27 protein-coding genes and 2 pseudogenes are annotated in these 19208 nt (G+C 41.0%); 24 read left to right on the top strand and 5 right to left on the bottom strand.

Annotated elements, in window-relative coordinates; all coding sequences use genetic code 11:
• Positions 1-4 precede the first annotated feature (4 nt).
• A complete protein-coding gene (gene sohB / locus BKK54_RS01185) occupies positions 5-1063 on the bottom strand; it encodes a protease SohB (protein WP_077540713.1) in 1059 nt (352 codons plus the stop codon).
• A 132-nt stretch (positions 1064-1195) separates the two neighbouring features.
• Positions 1196-1369 (bottom strand): hypothetical protein, encoded by a 174-nt coding sequence (locus tag BKK54_RS11710; protein WP_158074607.1) that lies wholly within the window; start codon positions 1367-1369, stop codon positions 1196-1198.
• 85 nt (positions 1370-1454) lie between these two features.
• On the opposite strand from BKK54_RS11710, the gene BKK54_RS01180 reads away from it, so the two are divergent.
• From BKK54_RS01180 to BKK54_RS01170, 4 genes and pseudogenes are all read left to right on the top strand, one after another.
• The gene (locus tag BKK54_RS01180) at positions 1455-1757 is read left to right on the top strand and encodes a type II toxin-antitoxin system HigB family toxin (protein WP_077540712.1); all 303 of its coding nucleotides are present in this window, start codon (positions 1455-1457) and stop codon (positions 1755-1757) included.
• 8 nt (positions 1758-1765) lie between these two features.
• Complete coding sequence (locus BKK54_RS01175; RefSeq protein ID WP_077540711.1) at positions 1766-2125, top strand: helix-turn-helix domain-containing protein; 360 nt, start codon at positions 1766-1768, stop codon at positions 2123-2125.
• A 204-nt stretch (positions 2126-2329) separates the two neighbouring features.
• Positions 2330-2479: pseudogene (locus BKK54_RS11590) on the top strand (helix-turn-helix domain-containing protein); the annotation flags it as partial.
• Between the two features lie 69 nt (positions 2480-2548).
• Positions 2549-2880 (top strand): annotated as a pseudogene (locus BKK54_RS01170) (GPW/gp25 family protein).
• Positions 2881-3542: 662 nt separating this feature from the next.
• On the opposite strand, the gene BKK54_RS01165 reads toward BKK54_RS01170, so the two are convergent.
• Complete coding sequence (locus BKK54_RS01165; RefSeq protein ID WP_077540710.1) at positions 3543-4550, bottom strand: phage portal protein; 1008 nt, start codon at positions 4548-4550, stop codon at positions 3543-3545.
• Between the two features lie 9 nt (positions 4551-4559).
• Entirely contained in the window at positions 4560-6332 is a 1773-nt protein-coding gene (locus BKK54_RS01160; protein WP_077540793.1) for a terminase large subunit domain-containing protein, read from the bottom strand.
• A 101-nt stretch (positions 6333-6433) separates the two neighbouring features.
• Here BKK54_RS01160 and BKK54_RS11585 point away from each other — a divergent pair, with 101 nt between their 5' ends.
• From BKK54_RS11585 to BKK54_RS01080, 16 genes are all read left to right on the top strand, one after another.
• Complete coding sequence (locus BKK54_RS11585) at positions 6434-6607, top strand: mRNA interferase (protein ID WP_143541393.1); 174 nt, start codon at positions 6434-6436, stop codon at positions 6605-6607.
• A 62-nt stretch (positions 6608-6669) separates the two neighbouring features.
• On the top strand, positions 6670-7104 hold the full coding sequence (locus BKK54_RS01155) for a type II toxin-antitoxin system HicB family antitoxin (protein WP_077540709.1): 435 nt from the start codon (positions 6670-6672) through the stop codon (positions 7102-7104).
• A gap of 25 nt (positions 7105-7129) precedes the next feature.
• A complete protein-coding gene (locus tag BKK54_RS01150) occupies positions 7130-7570 on the top strand; it encodes a type II toxin-antitoxin system HicB family antitoxin (protein ID WP_077540708.1) in 441 nt (146 codons plus the stop codon).
• A gap of 269 nt (positions 7571-7839) precedes the next feature.
• A complete protein-coding gene (locus BKK54_RS01145; RefSeq protein WP_077540707.1) occupies positions 7840-8469 on the top strand; it encodes a BRO family protein in 630 nt (209 codons plus the stop codon).
• A gap of 186 nt (positions 8470-8655) precedes the next feature.
• Positions 8656-9474, top strand: a complete 819-nt coding sequence (locus BKK54_RS01140) for a GPO family capsid scaffolding protein (protein ID WP_077540706.1) — start codon at positions 8656-8658, stop codon at positions 9472-9474.
• Positions 9475-9495: 21 nt separating this feature from the next.
• Entirely contained in the window at positions 9496-10551 is a 1056-nt protein-coding gene (locus BKK54_RS01135) for a phage major capsid protein, P2 family (RefSeq protein ID WP_077540705.1), read from the top strand.
• Positions 10552-10555: 4 nt separating this feature from the next.
• Complete coding sequence (gene gpM, locus BKK54_RS01130) at positions 10556-11206, top strand: phage terminase small subunit (protein WP_077540704.1); 651 nt, start codon at positions 10556-10558, stop codon at positions 11204-11206.
• A 435-nt stretch (positions 11207-11641) separates the two neighbouring features.
• Entirely contained in the window at positions 11642-12151 is a 510-nt protein-coding gene (locus BKK54_RS01120) for a head completion/stabilization protein (RefSeq protein ID WP_077540701.1), read from the top strand.
• The gene (locus tag BKK54_RS01115; protein ID WP_077540699.1) at positions 12151-12360 is read left to right on the top strand and encodes a tail protein X; all 210 of its coding nucleotides are present in this window, start codon (positions 12151-12153) and stop codon (positions 12358-12360) included. The genes BKK54_RS01120 and BKK54_RS01115 overlap by 1 nt, the downstream gene beginning before the upstream one ends.
• A gap of 2 nt (positions 12361-12362) precedes the next feature.
• Positions 12363-12590 carry a phage holin gene (locus BKK54_RS01110; protein ID WP_077540697.1) on the top strand — a complete coding sequence of 76 codons (228 nt, stop codon included), beginning with the start codon at positions 12363-12365 and terminating at the stop codon, positions 12588-12590.
• Positions 12571-13089, top strand: coding sequence for a lysozyme (locus BKK54_RS01105; protein ID WP_077540695.1), 519 nt, complete (start codon positions 12571-12573; stop codon positions 13087-13089). Before BKK54_RS01110 ends, BKK54_RS01105 begins: the two co-directional genes overlap by 20 nt.
• Positions 13074-13424, top strand: coding sequence for a chemotaxis protein (locus tag BKK54_RS01100; protein WP_077540693.1), 351 nt, complete (start codon positions 13074-13076; stop codon positions 13422-13424). The genes BKK54_RS01105 and BKK54_RS01100 overlap by 16 nt, the downstream gene beginning before the upstream one ends.
• Positions 13339-13608 carry an Rz1-like lysis system protein LysC gene (lysC, locus tag BKK54_RS01095; RefSeq protein ID WP_077540691.1) on the top strand — a complete coding sequence of 90 codons (270 nt, stop codon included), beginning with the start codon at positions 13339-13341 and terminating at the stop codon, positions 13606-13608. The genes BKK54_RS01100 and lysC overlap by 86 nt, the downstream gene beginning before the upstream one ends.
• Positions 13601-13813, top strand: coding sequence for a TraR/DksA C4-type zinc finger protein (locus BKK54_RS01090; protein WP_077540689.1), 213 nt, complete (start codon positions 13601-13603; stop codon positions 13811-13813). The genes lysC and BKK54_RS01090 overlap by 8 nt, the downstream gene beginning before the upstream one ends.
• Before the next feature lie 14 nt (positions 13814-13827).
• Positions 13828-14295, top strand: a complete 468-nt coding sequence (locus BKK54_RS01085) for a phage tail protein (RefSeq protein ID WP_077540687.1) — start codon at positions 13828-13830, stop codon at positions 14293-14295.
• 6 nt (positions 14296-14301) lie between these two features.
• A complete protein-coding gene (locus BKK54_RS01080; protein WP_077540685.1) occupies positions 14302-14772 on the top strand; it encodes a phage virion morphogenesis protein in 471 nt (156 codons plus the stop codon).
• Here BKK54_RS01080 and BKK54_RS01075 read toward each other — a convergent pair.
• Positions 14769-14981, bottom strand: a complete 213-nt coding sequence (locus BKK54_RS01075; protein WP_143541392.1) for a hypothetical protein — start codon at positions 14979-14981, stop codon at positions 14769-14771. The two genes, BKK54_RS01080 and BKK54_RS01075, sit on opposite strands and share 4 nt — an antisense overlap.
• A 34-nt stretch (positions 14982-15015) precedes the next feature.
• Between BKK54_RS01075 and BKK54_RS01070 the strand changes: the two genes are divergently transcribed.
• The 4 genes from BKK54_RS01070 (at position 15016) to BKK54_RS01055 (ending at position 19207) form a co-directional block, all read left to right on the top strand.
• Positions 15016-17715 carry a phage tail tape measure protein gene (locus tag BKK54_RS01070; RefSeq protein WP_077540681.1) on the top strand — a complete coding sequence of 900 codons (2700 nt, stop codon included), beginning with the start codon at positions 15016-15018 and terminating at the stop codon, positions 17713-17715.
• A gap of 82 nt (positions 17716-17797) precedes the next feature.
• Positions 17798-18181, top strand: a complete 384-nt coding sequence (locus BKK54_RS01065; RefSeq protein ID WP_077540679.1) for a type II toxin-antitoxin system RelE/ParE family toxin — start codon at positions 17798-17800, stop codon at positions 18179-18181.
• Positions 18174-18476 carry a helix-turn-helix domain-containing protein gene (locus BKK54_RS01060; RefSeq protein ID WP_077496867.1) on the top strand — a complete coding sequence of 101 codons (303 nt, stop codon included), beginning with the start codon at positions 18174-18176 and terminating at the stop codon, positions 18474-18476. The genes BKK54_RS01065 and BKK54_RS01060 overlap by 8 nt, the downstream gene beginning before the upstream one ends.
• A 137-nt stretch (positions 18477-18613) precedes the next feature.
• Positions 18614-19207 carry a phage baseplate assembly protein V gene (locus tag BKK54_RS01055; RefSeq protein WP_077540677.1) on the top strand — a complete coding sequence of 198 codons (594 nt, stop codon included), beginning with the start codon at positions 18614-18616 and terminating at the stop codon, positions 19205-19207.
• Position 19208: the final 1 nt, after the last annotated feature.

Raw genomic sequence — 19208 nt, 5'->3', positions numbered from 1 at the left:
GAAATTAATGGATAAACTCTCTAGAATTTTTATACATATAACGCTGAATCAAGCTATCTGCTCCTTCTTCCACTTGCTGCCCCAACTTCTGTAGCAACGGTTTCTTTACTTTGTATGTGATACCCACTACCGATTTATCTTTCATCGCTTCAAGTAAAAGATCATCACTAGTCGAAACACCATCAATTAGGGCTAATTCTAGAGCTTGAGTTCCAAACCAATGTTCTCCGGTCGAAACTTGATCAATATCCAAGTGCGGTCGGTTTTGCTGCACAAATTGTTTAAACAATTGATGGGTTTCTTCTAATTCTTGCTGAAATTTTTGTTTTCCTTTCTCCGTATTTTCACCCAGTACCGTCATTGTTCGTTTAAACTCTCCAGCCGTCATCACATCCACATCAACATCGTATTTTTTCAATAATCGATGAATATTTGGCATTTGTGCAACAACACCAATCGACCCAACAATTGCAAAAGGTGCTGCAATAATTTTATCTGCCACACAAGCCATCATATATCCTCCACTCGCAGCAACTTTATCAACAGCTACGGTAAGTTTAATCCCCTTTTGTTTTAAACGCATCAGCTGAGAAGCTGCTAAACCATATCCGTGAACGACCCCTCCAGGGCTTTCTAAACGCAGTAACACTTCATCATCGGGCTTTGCGACATGAAGAATGGCTGAAATCTCTTCACGAAGTGCGGTTGTTTGCGAAGCAGAAATATCCCCCTTAAAATCTAAAACATAAACACAAGGTTTCGGGGGTTCAATCGCTCCACCTTTCTTCAGTCTCGCTTTCAATGACTTCGCTTTTTGCTTTTCTTCCTTTTTTTCAGCCTTTTCCTGCTGTTTCAATTCATCCTCTGATAAATGAAAATGACGTAAATGTTTTACCGTATCTTCAAAATGTTCAGATAGATCCGTAATAACTAACTCACCTTGCACACCAACCTTATGCTGACGAGCAGAAATAATCAATACGACAATCGCTGCAATAAGCAACAAAATTGTCAAAATTTCCAAAATAAAAATACTGTAACCAGTTAAAATATCTGACCACATAACAGTCTCCTCTAAATCATAGGCGGTGTATTGTACTTTAGTCTCACTTCAAGCCCTAACTTTTTTACAGAAAATTTTCTATTTTCAGTCAAAGTAACAGGATTAAATTATCCAAGAAAAAGTACGGCAAAACTACCGCACTTTTATCGGATATTCACTGATAATTGGTGTGAAATCTGTGACGACGCCATCATTATCCGTGCCGGTACCAATCACATATTTGGCATTGATTGAACCATCTTCTTGTGTACTGTAAGCAGCAATCGCTGAATACATTGGGTTTAAGATTTTGTTGAATGTTGCCATAAAAGATTCGTTGTTGTTAATAAAAGGGTTACAAACATCCCAAATTGGGATATGATGTATTCAAAGGTTAAATGAAGGAAACACGATGCGGATTATTTCAATCTCTACACTTGTTGCATATTGGGAAAAGCACCCCGATGCAGAGCAAGCACTCAAAGCGTGGATTGCGGAAGTGAGGAAAGCGAATTGGCAGAATGCACACGAAATTAAGGCGCAATATAAATCTGCTAGTATTTTAAAAAATCGCCGTGTTGTGTTTAATATAAAAGGCAATGATCACCGATTAGTTGTAGCGATTGCCTTTCAGTTTGGTTCGGTGTATATCAAATTTATTAGTATACATACCGAATACGATAAAATCAACGTCAATGAAATTGAGTTAAATTAGGGAATGCTATGTATCAAATTAAACCTATTCGTAATGAACAAGACTATCAAGCCGCTTTAAAAACGGTTGAACCTTTCTTTGATAAAGAAAACTTTTCTCAAGAAGAAGCCGATTTTTTTGATGTAATGCTCACCTTAATTGAACACTATGAAGCGAAGCATTATCCCGTAGATTTGCCTGATCCAATTGAAGCAATTAAATTTAGAATGGAGCAAGAAGGTTTGGCGATTAAAGACTTGGAAAACACGATAGGAAAACCAAATCGAGTTTATGAGGTCTTTAATCGTACACGTCCATTAACGCTCAATATGATCCGTAAAATCCACCAACAAATGGGGATTAGTGCCGATGTGCTGATTCAGGCGTAGATTTAACCGCACTTTGTGCGCAGCTAAATCTATTACAATCAAATATTGAAGGTAATGAAAACAAGATTTTGTGTAGAAGATAAAAGCCAATCTGACTGTCCCCGTTCTATCGATTAATTTGAGCTTAAATTCTTTGTAGAAGCTCAGACTGACAAATCGCAATAATAGAAGCTGAGAGTTTCCCGTGTAGAATATGAATGTCCAATCAATCTCAACAGAAAGGAAACGCTCTGGCTTTATTCTAGCAACCCTCTTATTAAACACAAAACCGGCTTACTTAATCTAGCTGAAAAATTAGGCAATATCTCACAAGTCTGTAAAATTATGGGAATGAGTCGGAATGCCTTTTATCGTTAGTTTACAAAATCACGCCCACATCGCCCAAGGCGAAAGAGCAAGAACCACAAATGCAAAAGTTTAATAATGAATAGATTTACTGGTGAGAGCTTAGCTGACGAAAGCGAGCACACCAAACAATCCATCACCGATATTTTACTCACTACTATTGGCTCGCGTATTCAACGGCGGGAATACGACAGTTTAATTTCAATGTTGATTGATCGACCAATCAACAGCGTTTTGTTGCTACAACTTGCCGCTTGTGCCGTGACGGCGATCAACCGTTGGTGTACAGATTACTCAATTTAAATCACAACCGACGGAACGAGGTATTACCGCAAGTTATTGTCGTGCGTTATCGTAAAAATAATCAAGAAATTCGCAATGAACAACTTTTACTCGGTAGCAAACAATGAGCGAGCTTGTCGAAAGTCATAATCCTGAGTTTTGATTAAAACAGGATGTTGATAGGATCAACCCTGATAATTGACATATATCTTTAAGCAAATTTAAACACTAATTTTATATACAGTAAATAGTTTTGATTTTATTTGCAACTCAATGAAAATAAAGGATTTTTAGGCAACAAAAAAGCCGCTGTAAAAGCGGCTTTCTATGTTTAAATTCTGTTTGGTGCCTAGGGTCATTTTTCCATTTTCAATAAAAACAAGATCTTAACCTATAAAAAATCACGCTAAATTGCACCCAAAATTTTAAAACGATCTAACTTTTTAGTAAAGGATCTAAAAACTGCGTTTTTCTGCGTTGGTTTGCGTTGAAAGATCTAAATAAAAGGATCTAAAAGGCACTATATCTGAAAAGGCTTGAATAAGGATCGCAATTTGCGTTGAAATCCACACATTTAGTGTGCGGGCGTGGCGAAGGTTTGCTTGCGATTTTTCGTGCGTGAAAGTGGTTGAAAATCAGGGAAAAATAAGGTTTTCGCCTTTGTGTTATGGGGTGGTTTGATATAATAAACTGGGGCAGAATTAAATAAATTAGAGAAAAAAACAGCTTTGTTCTGGCAATAAAAAACCCGTGGTAAGCACGGGCATTTTTATTTTAAAAGGATCTGTTTTTATTCAAACAGTTTGTATTCGCTGAAAGTGATGACTTCTTTTCCTACAATCGCATTAATTTCTTTTAACCGCTCTTGTAGCGGAATAATCTCATTGACGAAAAACACTTTAGTCGCTTTTTCTACGTCACCAAAACCACCGGTATTATTCGGAATAATCCCCATCAGTTGCGGCGGCACTCGGTGGGCTGCAAGCACATCATCACGGCTCGTGTTTTTTATATTAAGAAATTCATCTTTTGCCACCGCATCGGAAAGCGGAATGACTTGTAACCCGTCTTTCTTGCCGTTTGGAATATATACAAATAGATTTTTGAAATTACCAGTACCTTTAGTTTGTCGGAGCTGTTCTTTTATTGCTTCCACATCATCTTTATTTTGAGTGGGATCAGTCAAATACATAATCGAACCCGCATGTGCGCCGTTGAGATAATATTTACGGCGGAATAATGTCGCACTCTCATTTAAAAAGGCGGATTGTAATGCCGCCAAATATTCCGGCACGCCATAAATTTCTTGATTCACATCAGGATTAACCAAATTGAAAACCGAACCTTTTGCAAACTCGTGTTCATCAAATCCATTCACCACCTGATAAAATACACCCTGCTCTACACCCACCCGCATATATTTTGCCAGTGGTGCATTTAATGCGATCACCTCACCAAAAGGATTACGTTTAATTTCAACGTAGGCATTACCAAAAACCAAATAATCCTGCACCAATTTTTCTAACTGGGTGCGGGGTAAAAGTGCGGTCGTTTTGCAAGTAGAAAGCAAAATGTTTTTCTTCACGGTGATTGCACTTTGGTGATGGGACGAAGCATTAATAGCCTTGGCGAGATAGCTTAAATTAATCGGTGGATTGTAATATTTTTGATACATCAACACCGGCTCAAAATAATTTAAAATTTCCGAACGGTCTAAAACTGGAATCGGTTCGCCAAAACTAAATGCTTCCGCTTTTGGATGAGAAAGTGCGGTCATTTTTTTGCGTGATTTTTTCATTTATTTGTCCTATTCAAAAGTAAAAATAGTGGCTTGATTGCCGGCAATATCACCGCCAAAGCCGTAAGGTACGTTCAAAATGCAGTTCATAATCGCCCACGATAAATCACCATGGCTTGCCTCTTCCGAACGGTCGGAAACGTAAGTCATTCGGCCCGTGCCGGTTGTGCGTTTTTTCACTGTCATAAAACTGGTGATGATTTCTTTGCCATCAAATTTAAGGCGACGTTTCTGAATGAGATTTTGCGTTTTCAGCACCATTTCATTCTTCAGATCGGCGTTATAATCTAGCCCTTGCGCCATCGGGTAAAATTTTCTCACTTCTTGATACACGCCCGACCCCATTCCCGTTTTATCAATCACAATACGGGTGACGTTATAATCATCACAAAATTGTTTGATTCGATTTGCTTGCGCTTCATAATCCATACCGTGAAAGGTTTGCCAATGCAACACACGATAGTCGCCCCCTTCCACTTTAGGCGGGGCAACAATCGCCAGTGCCGCGCGGTCGCCGGTAAATGCGGGGTCATAACCAAGCCACACCTCACGATTGCCAAAGGGCCGTTTCCATTCGGGTTTATAATCCGTCCACTCTTCCCAGCTATCCACTTGGCATAGTTGTAAATCGGCAAACTTGAAGGCGGAACTATCATCATCGGCAAATTGACACAAAAACAACTGCTCAAATTCTTCCTTACTGTTTTCTGCAATCAAATCATCAATATTGAACAGATTGCACCCGCCTTCCATCGCATCGTAAATGCTGACAATCTGTTTCCATTGGCGATCGGCGCACAATTTCCCACTTTTTAAATTTTCGTGAGAAATATCAATTTCCACTTTTTCTGATTTCGCACGGTTGCGATTAAAGGCTTTACCGGAAAAGAACGCATAAGCGGGGTGTGCAATGGTAGTGGGCGTAGAAAAGTAAGTTTGACGATACATCTTTTGCGCCGCCATACCCGATGCCACTTTACGCATCACATCAAATTTCGGCACCCAAAACACCTCATCAAAATACAAATTGCCGTGATAGGATTGGGCGGTGGCGGAGTTTGTCCCCAAAAAAATCAGCTCCGCCCCATTCGGCAGTTTGATGGTTTCCCCTTTTAAATCCACGTCTGCCGTCTGCTTGGCATAATTAACAATGTAAGAACGGAACTGCAATGCCTGTTTTTTACTGGCCGAAAGGAAAATTTGGTTATGGCCCGTTGTCAGCGCATCAACAAAGGCTTCATGAGCAAAATAATAAGTCGCCCCAATCTGACGACTTTTCAAAATATTGCGGATTCGATGTTCCTTCGCCTTGTGCCACACCCGCTGATAATTAAACATTCCCTCAAGAAAGCCATTAATCAACAATTCCTCTTGTTCTTGGTCTATCGCATTCTGTTCTGTTTTCTTACGTTCGCCTTTATTGCGATTAGCCAGTTTCGGATTCAAATCCACTTCATTGCCGTCGCCAAAGGAATATTTTTTCACTCGTGCCATCCGTTCCATTTGGCGACCGAGTAAATCAATTTCTTTGTAATCTGCCCCACTCTTATTTTCTTTCAGAATAAGCAAATTCAACCGGCTTTCAAGGGTCAGTTCCACTCGCCCGACCGGTGCAAAATCGTCCCATTTCTCACGTTCTTTCCAACTGGAAATTGTCGATGTTGGAATATTTAACTGACGTGATATTTCCGCAATTTTATAACCGCTGAAATACATCACTTGTGCTTGGCGTTTGGTGTCTGCCGTGGTGTCTAAAGTCATGGCTTGGTATTCTTTCTCCATTTTCCCTCTGAAAAAATTTACTTTAAAGTATAAAAAAAAACCTTGCAAAATATACGCAAACGTATAAAATAAACCCATCTTAAACAAACATAGGAGATTAAGTGAAGCCCAGACAATTTCTGAAATACTTGCAAAGTCAAGGGGTGGAAATCCAACAAGGCACAAAGCACTACCGCTTATACCGAAACGGCAAAAACACCCAACTGACCCGAAGCTCAAAAGATATTGCCGAAGCAACCATCAGCAAAATCAAAAAGCAGTTAGAAATTGAATAATCCAAGCCCTCGAAAGGGGGCTTATTGGCACACTTAATCACCCCACAAGGAGAACAACACGAATGCGTTACTACCCTGCGACCCTCGAACAAGTCGAGGAAAACGGCAAGCCCTACTACATCGGCACGCTACAATTCAGCGACAACAGCAATGCTATTGTGCAAGCCGACACGGGAAGCGAAGCCATCACTGAGCTTGAATCCGCTCTTATCGGTGCGGTTGAGTTCGCTTTTAAAGATGATGACCCCTTCCCCGAACCGACATCACCGAAAAAAGGCGACATTCTCGTTTTAATGCCCACGCTCGTTGAAGCCAAAGTGCTGATTCACAACGAACGCATAAAACGTAAACTCAGTAAAACCGAACTGGGCAAACTGGCGGGCTTTACTCCGGCAGAAATGCAACGCCTGCTTAACCCTTGGTACAAAAGCGGCATTGATAAGCTCGACAAGCTCTCTCAAGCCCTTAATCAAATGCTGAAATTAGCGTTGAAATAATCCACCAATCACAAAGGAGTAATTTATGATCTTTACCGTTGGTGTTGAAACACCAAATAACGAAGATACCGCTTACGGCATGATCGTCCCAGCACTCTACGAACTCAAATGGGGCGGTATCAGTGCTGCCGATGAAATCGGTGAGCTTCACGCAATGGTCAGCGAATCCATCCAATTAAGCCTACAAACCATGGCACAAGAAGATTTTGACATCACCTCCATTTTGGATAAAGGCTACCACCATTACCAAAGTGATCCTGAATATGCTCACGTTGATAGCTGGCTACTCGTTGATATTGACATCACACCTTATCTCAAAGCGAAGCACAAAATAGAAATCAATGTACCCGATTATTTGCTACAACGCATTGATCGCCGTATCAACGCAATGAGCATTTATAAAAGCCGTGATGATTTCTTTGCTATAGCTGCTCACCGAGAACTTTACGCCCACTCGGATCAATAGGTGTAGTCTCCCCCTACCCTTGACAATCCACATTGTTAAGGGTAGGATTTGTTCCAAGGTCTCAAAAGCCTTATAACGAACGGTCATTCACCCCGTCAGCGTGATTTTTTTGTATCCGCAAAAAGTGCGGTCAAAAAACAACAATTTTATTCAATGGTCGAGAGTGCGAGGAATACAACACCGTAAGGGAATAACTCCGCTCGATTCGTTACGAGTTTTGAGCTCTCGACCGCCCAATTTTTGGGATTTCCATCAAAAGGAATAACGAAATGACAACTCAGATTTCTACTTTCAATTTCAAATCTTTTCTAGTTCGTATTCAATCATTCAACAATGAACCGTATTTCTGCCTATCCGATGTTTGCGAAGTATTAGGTGTAAATCGTAGAAGTGCTGAATCATTCCGCTTGAATGAGAAGGGGTACAATAAAATTGCAACCCTTACAAACGGTGGAAAACAAGAACTCACCTTTATCAACGAACCCAACCTCTACCGCATTATTTTCCGTTCCAACAAAGCTGAAGCAGTGGAGTTTCAAAACTGGGTATTTGAAGAAGTACTACCGCAAATCCGCAAAACGGGGAAATACCACATCAGCCAAGCAACCTTACCAATGCCAACCCCCACTTACACACAATCTTTTTCCCAACAAGATATTAATAACCTAGTGTGGTTGCTGTTCTCTCATGAAAAAATGCGTTTCTTACTGGAAAATCTATATAAACCACTCGCATTGTTAGATTCACCATTTGCGCCAAAAGTGTATGGCTGTGTCACAGAATACAAACGGATTTATAAAACTGCTAAACCGCGAATTAAAAAATTGTTGGATAGCCTCCAAAGGGACAATCCGGAACAATGGCGACATCTCAACCGTTATCTGAACAACGAAATCTAATTCAAATTTAACCGCTCTTTTGCTAGCACTCAGGAGCGGTTTTTTCTTGCCTGCCATAGTAGAAAGGATAAGTGCGATCGTCTTTCGGGGCGATTTGTGAAACGCAATGCAACAATGGCAAGCACTCGCACGGGCGTGAAAAGTCTTTCAGAATGGGCGCAACATCAACCTTTGAAAGGATAACCCATGCCAAAAAAATCAAAATGGTTTGTCGTTGCAACAGAAGGCGCAACCACAGATGGTCGTGAAATTCAGCGTAAGTGGATTGAGGAAATGGCTGAAAGCTATGATCCGAAAAATACTTACGGCGCACGCATTAACTTAGATCACATCAAATTCACCCTATTTTTTGAAGATATGCCAAATGCGCATTGTTTCGGTGATGTAATTGCGTTGAAAACTCAAAAACGTGAAGACGGTAAATTGCAATTATTAGCCGAAATCATCCCAACGGAAAGTTTGATTAAGCTCAATCAGGCGGGGCAAAAAGTTTATACCTCCGTGGAAATCGACACCAATTTTGCCGACACCGGCAAAGCCTATTTAGTCGGATTAGCAGTAACAGACAATCCGGCAAGCCTTGGCACGGAAATGCTTTCCTTTTCCCACAACGGATTAAATTCACGCAAATTAAAAGCAGATAACCTTTTCACCGCCGCCATTGAAACCGAATTAGAGTTTGTGGAAGAAGCAGAAAAATCTCCATCCATTCTTGAAAAAATCAAAGGATTATTCGCTAAAAAAGAAAAATCCGATGATGAACGTTTTGCCGTGCATGAACAATCCATCGAATTGCTTGCCGAGCAAACCAAAGAAAACTTGGAAAAATTGACCGCACTTTCTGCCGATTTTGAAAAACAAAAAGCGGAATTTGCCACAATGCAAGAAACCCAAGAAGCGATTCAAAGCAAGTTTACCCAACTTGAACAAACGCCATCCGCCGACTATACCGAACGCCCTTTAGTGGCGGGCGAAAAAGCCGAAGCAGACGGACGTTTCTTCTAATCATCACCACAGGAAGCCAAAATGAATAAATTTACCAAAACCAAATTAGCCCATTATTTCGCCGGTGTTGCTGCAGACAATGGTGAATCCGTAGAATTTGTTGCCGCAGGCGGTCAGTTCACCGTTGAGCCAACCATTCAACAAAAACTCGAAAATGCCGTATTGGAAAACTCCGATTTTCTAAAACGCATTAATGTGGTGATGGTCACCGAAATGAAGGGGGCGACCTTGCGTTTAGGCGTATTAGGCCCGATTGCAAGCCGCACCGATACCAACAAAAAAGAACGTGAAACAAGAGACATTCACAGTCTTGAAGAAAACACCTACTCTTGTGAGCAAACCAACTTTGACACCCATTTAAACTATGCCACTTTGGATAGTTGGTCGAAATTTCCTGATTTTGTCGCCCGTATTGGCAATCTCAAAGCCGAACGCATTGCCCATGACCGTATTATGATCGGGTTTAACGGCTCAAGTGTTGCAACCACAACAGACCTTACCGCCAACCCATTATTGCAAGATGTCAATATCGGCTGGTTACATCAAATTGAAACCAAAGCCACAGCCCGTATGATGACGGAAGAAACCAAAGGCAGCGGCAAAATCGAAATCGGCACAGGGAAAACTTACAAAAATCTTGATGCCTTTGTGTTCGCCCTCAAAGAAGACTTTATTCCCGCACAATACCGTGACGACACTAAATTAGTAGCGATTATGGGTAGCGATTTATTAGCGGATAAATACTTCCCATTAATCAACCAAGAAAAACCAAGTGAACAAGTCGCCGGTGATACGGTCATCAGTCAAAAACGGGTGGGCGGTTTACAGGCGGTGTCTGTGCCGTATTTCCCGAAAGGCACGGTGCTGATTACCGCATTGGATAACTTGTCAATCTACGTCCAAGAAGGCAAAGTGCGCCGTCACTTTAAAGACAAGCCGGAACGCAACCGAGTAGAAGACTATTTATCTTCAAATGAAGCGTACGTGGTCGAAAACTATGAAGCAGTGGCACTGGCGAAAAACATCCGGATTGTTGATGCACCGGCGACTGAAACCACTAACGGCACAACGGAATAAGCCAATGCGCCCAACTAAACGTCATTTTCTGGAAACCTCTGCCGCTTTAGCTAATGCGGCAGAAACCGAAGATTTAAGCCAATTTAGCGAATACGACAAAATGCTCCGCTTGCTTGCCCGCCATAAAAAGGATTTGAAACAAATCCAATCCACGGTGCGCAAAGCAGAATTTAAAAAACGTATTTTGCCGGATTATCTGCCTTGGCTTGAAGGGGCATTATCTGCCGGCACGGGCAAACAAGATAATGTGGTGATGACGTGGTGTGTCTGGGCGATTGACTGCGCAGAATATCACCTTGCCTTAACCATTGCCGACTATGCCGTTTTTCACGATTTGCGACTGCCTGACCCCTTCAGCCGAACCTTAGGCACACTTATCGCCGAAGAATTTGCCGATGCAGCCAAAGCGGCACAAGCGGCAAATCAACCTTTTAACGTGGCATATTTGGAACAGGCAAACCGCATTACCACCGATTGCGATATGCCGGACGAAAGCCGTGCAAGATTATTGCGTGAATTGGGATTGCTTACTGCAGTAAAAAATCCCGAACAAGCCTTGCAATACCTTGAATCAGCCCTCGGTTTAGATCAAAAAATCGGCGTAAAAGGTGAAATCAAAAAATTAAGAAAACAGCTTGAAAAGGCTGAATCTTAATTTAAAGGAATTTAGACAAGATTCTTTTTAAACATTTGGAAACCATTGACCAATTCAACAAGGTCAAATACATAAAAATCATCATTGAAAGAAAATGAATTTGTTGCGTGTTAATTGAATATCCAAATATCTCAAATGTTTTTGTATCACCTCGTGCGATAAATTCAAGTAAAGCAATACAAAAGCTACCTAAATAATTAATAGCAACAATTAATCTCTCTTTCAACGTGGAAAATCCTATGAATAAAAAATCTTACGACAGTTTAATTCTTAAATTGTATTTAGCAAGCGCATTTATTGTGCTTTACGGAATGATTTTCCGATAACCCAAGCAAACCACGCAGCCGCGGGGCGGATTCAAAGTGCGGTCAAATTTTCTTAAATTTACACCGCATTTGATGAATCCCCACCCCGCGTTTTTTATAGGTAAACACAATGTCAGACGGTGCAATTTCCATCAAACTCGCCCCCGATTATGAAATGGGTGTGGTACAAAAACAGGTCGAAACCTACCCTAACACCGATGATTTCATCAGCAATGAACCTTTCTTCCCTGATTTGTCGATGTCGCAATGCCGTAATCAAATGCGACTTGACGGCACTGTCACTGAATTTCGCCTAAAAGATGCCTTGATTGAGGCAATGGCGTCCGTTAATGAAGAATTAACCGAATTTCAACAGGAAAATGCGAAATACGCTCATTTGAAAAATATTCCTGCGCCGGTTATCAATGAAGAAAGCATCTTAGTGCAACGTTATCAACGTGCCGTGATTTGCCTTGCCGTTGCCAATTTATACGAACGCTATGCCAGCTACGACAGCACCCATGAGGGCGAAAAGAAAATGGAACAGCTTAAAGAGATCATCGACCAACTCCGCCGAGATGCCCGTTTTGCTATTAGCGATATGTTGAAACGCCGAAGAATAGATGTGGAGCTGATCTGATGAAAGTTCTCGCACAACAAAATGACAATCTCGATGCCATTGTTTATCGGCACTTAGGCAAAAGCCAAGGCTATTTAGAAATCGCATGCGAACTGAATCCGCATTTAATGCACTTGCCAATAATCCCTATCGGCACAGAAGTGAATTTGCCCGATCCTGACGCCGAAAAAATCAGCGTGGCACAAGATACGCTGCAACTTTGGAGCTAAAAATGAAAGATATTCAAAGCCACGCACCTTATGTATCAAGCGGATTTACCGCATTTATGGGATTTATCAGCAATATGTTCAGCAATGTTACGCTTGCCGATGTCGGCGTTATCGTCGGGATTATCGTCACCATCGCTACATGGGTGGTGAATTGGTATTACAAGAAAAAAGATTTTGAATTAAGAAAATTAGAAGTAGAAGGAAAACTCCATGATAAGAAAAAGCGCTAAATGGGCGTGTGGTATCGCCGCCATTGTTGGTTTAACCGTGGCTTTACACGGCAATGAGATCCGCACCTCGGAAAAAGGATTATTGCTCATTGGCAATGCCGAAGGCTGCCAACGAAAGCCCTATCACTGCCCTGCTGATGTCCTAACCTTTGGCATTGGCACAACGGAAGCCGTAGAAAAAATTATTCCCAACAAAATTTACACTGACAAAGAAATCGCCAATGCTTTTGCCAAAGGCGTACAACAAGCGGAAAAATGCGTCAACACTTATGCCAACGGGCAAGCCATGCCCCAAGGGGCATTTGATGCCTTAACCTCGATCACCTTCAATGTTGGATGTGGCAAACTCAAAAACAGCACGCTTTTTAAAATGGCAAGAAAAGGTTACAGCAAAGCTATGTGCGGTCAGTTTGAACGTTGGATTTATGCAAATGGAAAACCGCTAAAAGGTTTAATTGAACGCCGACAACAGGAGAAAGCCCTATGTTTAACTTCTTAAGTTCAAAAGAAAAATGGGTGTTATTAGTTGGCCCGTTGCTGCTCTTACTGCTCATCTTGTTTCAAGGTTGGCAAGCCAATCACTGGCACGCTGAAATGGTGAAAGAAGAACAGCTCAAAGCCAAATGGCAAGCCTCTTACATGGCATTAAATGAACACGTGCAACAGTTTGCCGAACAGCAAAAGCAACTGACCCAAGCCGTTAATGCCCTAAAACATCAACAAACCCAACAAACACAGGATCTAAAAAATGCACTTAAACAACATCAAACTTGGGCTGACAGCCCTATTCCTGACAGTGTGCGTGGCGTGCTCAACCGCCCCGCAAATCATTAAACAGCCGATACTCTGCCCACAAACGGCAGAGTGCGGTCAATTTTCGCCACAAATTCGCACCAACGGCGAACTGGCGGAAGCCTACCAACAGGCACAGCACCATTTAAATTTATGCGTGGTTGAAAATCACAGCCTGAAAAAATGTATTGATGATTTTAATCAAAAGGAAAAAGCCAATGACTGATCAATTTGACCGTGCACAACAACTTGAAGAAATGGCACGTGAAATCGCCCTGAAAAAACACCGCACGTTTAAGGCAGTCAGCCGACTTTACTGTGAAGATTGCGATGCCCCCATTCCCGAAAAACGCCGCCAAACCATTCAGGGTGTCACCCGTTGTGTGATATGCCAAGAACAGGAAGAAAAACGGCAACGGAATTATAGATAAGGGAATGTTAGAAAATGAAAAAGCCCAACCAACTGCGCAAAATCCTTGAGCAAAGTTTGCCCGACTTTGTTGATAATCCCGACCGCTTACAGCTTTACACGGACGGCGGGCAAATTATCGCTACCGGTAGCCACTCATTCAGTTTTGAATATCGCTATACACTGAACATCATTGTGACCGATTATGCCGGTGACATTGCTTCATTGGTTGTACCGATGATTGCCTATCTACGCACCAATCAACCGGAAATCTTTGAAAATCCCCAACTGCGTGAAAATGCCTTTAAGTTTCAAGTGGATTACAACAATAACGACACCGCAGACATCAGTTTTGAAATCAAACTCACCGAGCGTGTGATCTCAAAAAAAGACGGCGACAGCGTGCAACTGAATTATGCCAAAGAACCGGTGCTTGATGATCCTCGCATTGTGAAAGTGTATTTGCAGGATTGGGATAATTTGATTTTTGAGGGTGAGGCATAGGGAAAAATGACTGATGGTATCCAACAAGTCAAAGTCGCTTTTGCGGAACTGTTAAAAAATATCAGCAAGCCACGAAGACGCTTGCTTTATCAACAAATTGGCAGAGAACTGGCAAGAAATCAGCGAAGAAGAATCAAAGCCCAACAAAATCCCGATGGTTCTACTTATGAACCCCGTAAACCCAGAAAACACTTTGGCAAGAAAAAAGGACGAATCAAACGTCAATTAATGTTTAGAAAACTCGCTATGCCGGCTCACATGAAATTACGTTACGGACAAGATGAAATTTCGTTAGGTTTTTATGGGGGTGATGCAGTTATCGCTTCAGTTCACCAATACGGATTACAGAGTAGCCCATCTGAAAATAAGGAGTTCAAGGTGAAATATGCCCAGCGTGAATTGCTAGGCTTTAATGATGAAGATATTGAGATGATCGAAAGATTTGTAATTAAAGCAATATCAGAAATCAATGTTTAGTTACGGGAAAACAATCCCAAAACAGCACCAACAATCGCAACAAATGGAGTGACAAAAATGGCACTAATTAATCCAGCCCCAATGAATGACACAAAACAGATTGAAAACCAACTAATATGTGGCAACGCACTATAAGTTTGATAAACCAAAGTCGGGAAAACAATAAAAATCCCGATGAATAAAATCCAATCTATTGAACGTTCCATCATAATCCCCTATCAGTTTACTTTCTAGGTGAATAATATGAGTAAAGATTTAAAAATTCAAGTGTTATTGTCCGCAATGGATAAATTAAGTGCTCCATTCAAAAACGCTCAAAAAGCCACACAACAATTATCAAGTGTGCTAAATGAAAATAAGACAAAGTTAAGAACACTGTCACGAGAATATAATAAAAACGAATCACAAATAAAAAAATATCGTGACACATTAAATCCATTGAAATCAAAATTAGCTGAAAATACACAAGCACTAAGTAAATCTTATGCTGAAGTCCGTCGTATGAAATCAGCATTGAAAAATATGTCTAATCCAACAGCAGGATTTACTAAAAAATTAGATGATGCTAAAAAAAATTTAGAGAAGCTAAAAAAAGAGCAAACGGAAAATATTGCAAAATTAAAAGAAGCACGTAATCAATTTCAACGCAATGGCGTTAGCGCAAGCATACTAGGACAGCGCCAAAGAGAATTGCAAGCCCAGATAAAAGGCTCTAATAAAGAAATCGACCAACAGCGCACGAAATTAGAAAAATTAAATGAAAAAACACGCCGCCAAAATACCTATCGACAACGTGTAGATAGTCTGCGAACCAAAGCAGAACAATACGCAAATATTGGTGGTCGAGCAATGGCAACCCACACTATGATGAAAGATAAAATTGCACAACCGGTTAGCGCATTTGCACAAGCCGAAGTTGCAGCAACCAATCTAAAAGTAGCCATGATGGATAAAGACGGCAAAGTGCCGGAAGCCTTTGAGAAAGTCAATAAGCTAGCAACTCAGCTAGGAGATAAATTACCGGGGACAACAGCAGATTTCCAAGATTTAATGACAATGCTCGTTCGCCAAGGGATGAGTGTCGAAACTATTTTAGGTGGGACTGGCGAAGCAGCTGCTTATCTTTCCGTTCAACTTGAAATGCCGCCAAGACAAGCGGCAGAGTTTGCCGCCAAAATGCAAGATGCTACACGCACCACCGAAAAAGATATGATGGACTTAATGGATGTAATCCAAAAAGGATTTTATGCCGGTGTGGATCCAACAAATATGTTGGGTGCCTTTAAAAATCTTGGTTCAGCTATGGATTTAATCAAGGTTAAAGGCTTAGAAGGTGCAAAAACCTTTGCGCCATTTGTTGCGATGTTTGACCAAGCCGGTATGGATGGTTCATCTCAAGGAAATGCAATGCGAAAAGTGCTAAAAAAAGGCATGGATACAGCAAAGATACAAAAAGCACTTAAAGATTTAAAAGGAGACAAATTACTCCCTAAAAATTTCAATCTTAATTTTACTAATGGTAAAGGTGAGTTTGGAGGATTTGATAATTTATTCAAGCAACTAGACAAATTAAAGACTTTAACCACTGAAGCAAGGGAAGCCGTGATTAAAGAAATCTTCGGCAATGATGCAGAAGTAAACATGGTGCTTTCTACCCTTATTGAAAAAGGCAAAGACGGTTATGAAGAATTTGCCGAAAAAATGGAAAAACAAGCCTCTTTGCGTAAACGTGTTGATGAACAATTAAAAACACTGACAAATATTTGGGAAGCTACAACCGGTACATTCACCAACTTACTTGCTGAGATCGGTACAACCATTGCACCACAATTAAAACAACTATCAGAAGAATTGGGGGAAATAGCCGAAAAAATCAAAGATTGGGTAAAAGCAAATCCGGAACTTACCGGCACATTAATGAAAATTGCCGCTGTTCTAACCGCAGTGATTGGTATCACCGGTGCATTGGCTTCCGCATTTAGCTTTTTATTATTCCCGATTGGACGAATCGCATTATTTATCGGTTCATTAGCAAAAACAATGATTACTGCAATTCCAACTATTTTATCTTTCAGTGCTGCTTTGCTTACTAATCCTTTGACTTGGATTGTCGTAGGGATTGTTGCGGTTATTGCGGCAATTGTACTATTAGTAAAAAATTGGGATATTGTAAAAGAAAGTTTAAGCAATGGTTGGAATTGGCTCTGTGAACAAGCTAAGCAAATTTGGAATAATATTACTCAAACGATTAGCGAAAAAGTAGAAGAATTAAAAACCAAGGTTGGGACTATTACTGATTCTATTGGCAATTATTTTAATGAGAAATGGAACAGCTTAGTTGATACTGCTAAAAATTTTGGTGCAAATATGATGAATAAAGTCAAAGATGGCGTAATGGAAACCTTTGAAAAAATAAAAGGTTCAATTCAAAGCACAATTGATTGGTTTAAAGAAAAACTTGGTTTTTCCACAGAAGCAGAAAAGCAAATCGAACAAAGTAAACAAAATGTTGCCAACCTTGAAAACAACACAAACCAAGTGCCAAATGTCAACAAATGGTCGGGCGGTTATGCCGGCAATGGTGGAAAATATGAACCCAAAGGGATTTTTCACGGCGGCGAATATGTGATGACAAAAGAGGCGACCTCACGCCTTGGCATTCACACCCTAAACGCCCTCAATTATGGCAAACAAGCCTTGATTGCAGGTGGGTTGGGTGTGAGCGTTGCCACTGCCGCACCGGTGCAAGTAGATCACCGACCGCCCATTTCTGTTCGCCCCGTTACGGCTCAAGTTGCACAGCCGATGAATGTAAACATCACTATCAATGCGGCAAAAGGTATGGATGAACGAATGATTGCACAGCAAGTCGCAAAAGAATTTCAGCGTATCCAAAACCAACAACAAGCACGCACACGAAATAGTTTACGTGATCGGGTTTAACCAAAGGGCGAAAGCCCTTTTTTATTGAATTGGGCTTATTAATTTGTTAATATACTCTTAAAGATGACAGAATGAACCACTAATGAGAATTTTTAAAACCAAAGCCTTTGATAAATTCGCACAAAAAAACCATATTTTAGATAACGAGCTACCCAAAGCGATCATGCGGGCAGAACAAGGTTTAATTGATGCCGATTTAGGAGGAAATATTATTAAGCAACGTCTCGCAAGGGAAGGTCAAGGGCGCAGTGGTGGTTTCCGTTCTTTTATCTTTTATCGTATTAATGAAAATAACTATTTTGTTGCCGGAATTAGTAAAAATGTGCGTGATAATATTTCACCGCAAGAACTTACCGCACTGAAAGAATTAGCCAAAGTTTATGCAACATTTACACCGCAGCAAATAGAATTACAAATCCAAAACGGGTTACTTATTGAAGTGTTACCGGAGGTAAAAAATGAGTGAATTATTAGCGATGATCCATGAAAATGCGGCAGATTTACACGAAGCCGGATTAATGGACAAAAAAACCATGAAAAAATTTGATGAATTATGTATAACGCCTGTGCCAACATTTACACCGGACGAAATCAAAGCTATTCGAGAAAAAGAGCGTGTTTCACAAACAGTCTTTGCTCATTATCTTAACGTGAGTAAAAATATGATTTCCGAATGGGAAAGAGGGGTAAAAAAACCTACCGGCACAGCGTTAAAACTTTTAACATTAGTCCAACATAAAGGCATTGAAATCCTTGCCTAACTGCTACAATTCCTGATACTGAGCAAGCTAACCAGGCTTGCTTTTTTGTTACCCCAAAATTCACACTTCCCCACCCTCGCATTTATCCCCTATCTCGCCAACAATAACGCTATTTATTACAACCGAAAAAAGGCTTTATGTCCGCCGAATTCAACCGCCGATTAGATAACCTGATTCGTTTTGGCACCATTGCCGAAGTAGATTATGCGACAGCCCGTGTGAGGGTAAAGAGCGGTCAAATTCTGACAGATTTTTTACCTTTTATTACGCTCCGTGCCGGCACGACAAAAACGTGGTCGCCGCCGACTGTGAACGAGCAATGTGTGATTTTAGCGGCAAGCGGTGAATTTACCACCGCTTGTGTGCTGGTTGGGCTTTACACGCAAAACAGCCCAAGCCATTCACCCGATTTGCACGTCATTCAATTTGCCGACGGCGCAACCATTGAATACAACCAAGCAAGCGGGCGCTTAAATGTTGCCGGCATTAAATCCGCCTTTATCAATGCCAGTGAACAAATAGATATTTTCTGCCCTACGGTGAATATCAAAGGCAATGTCAATATTAACGGTTCACTTTCAACTAGCGGTACAAGCACCACAAAAGGCAATATCAGTACACAAGGCAGCGTAACGGCAAGCGGTGATATTAAAGGCGGCGCAATCAGCCTACAAAATCACGTACACATCGCCCAAGGCGAAAGAGCAAGAACCACAAACGCAAAAGTTTAAT

The organism is Rodentibacter genomosp. 1, from assembly GCF_001999285.1.
In the GTDB taxonomy this organism is placed as follows: Bacteria; Pseudomonadota; Gammaproteobacteria; order Enterobacterales; family Pasteurellaceae; genus Rodentibacter.
Note: the sequence above shows the minus strand (reverse complement) of the source record. Positions and strands in the feature narration are given on the sequence as shown.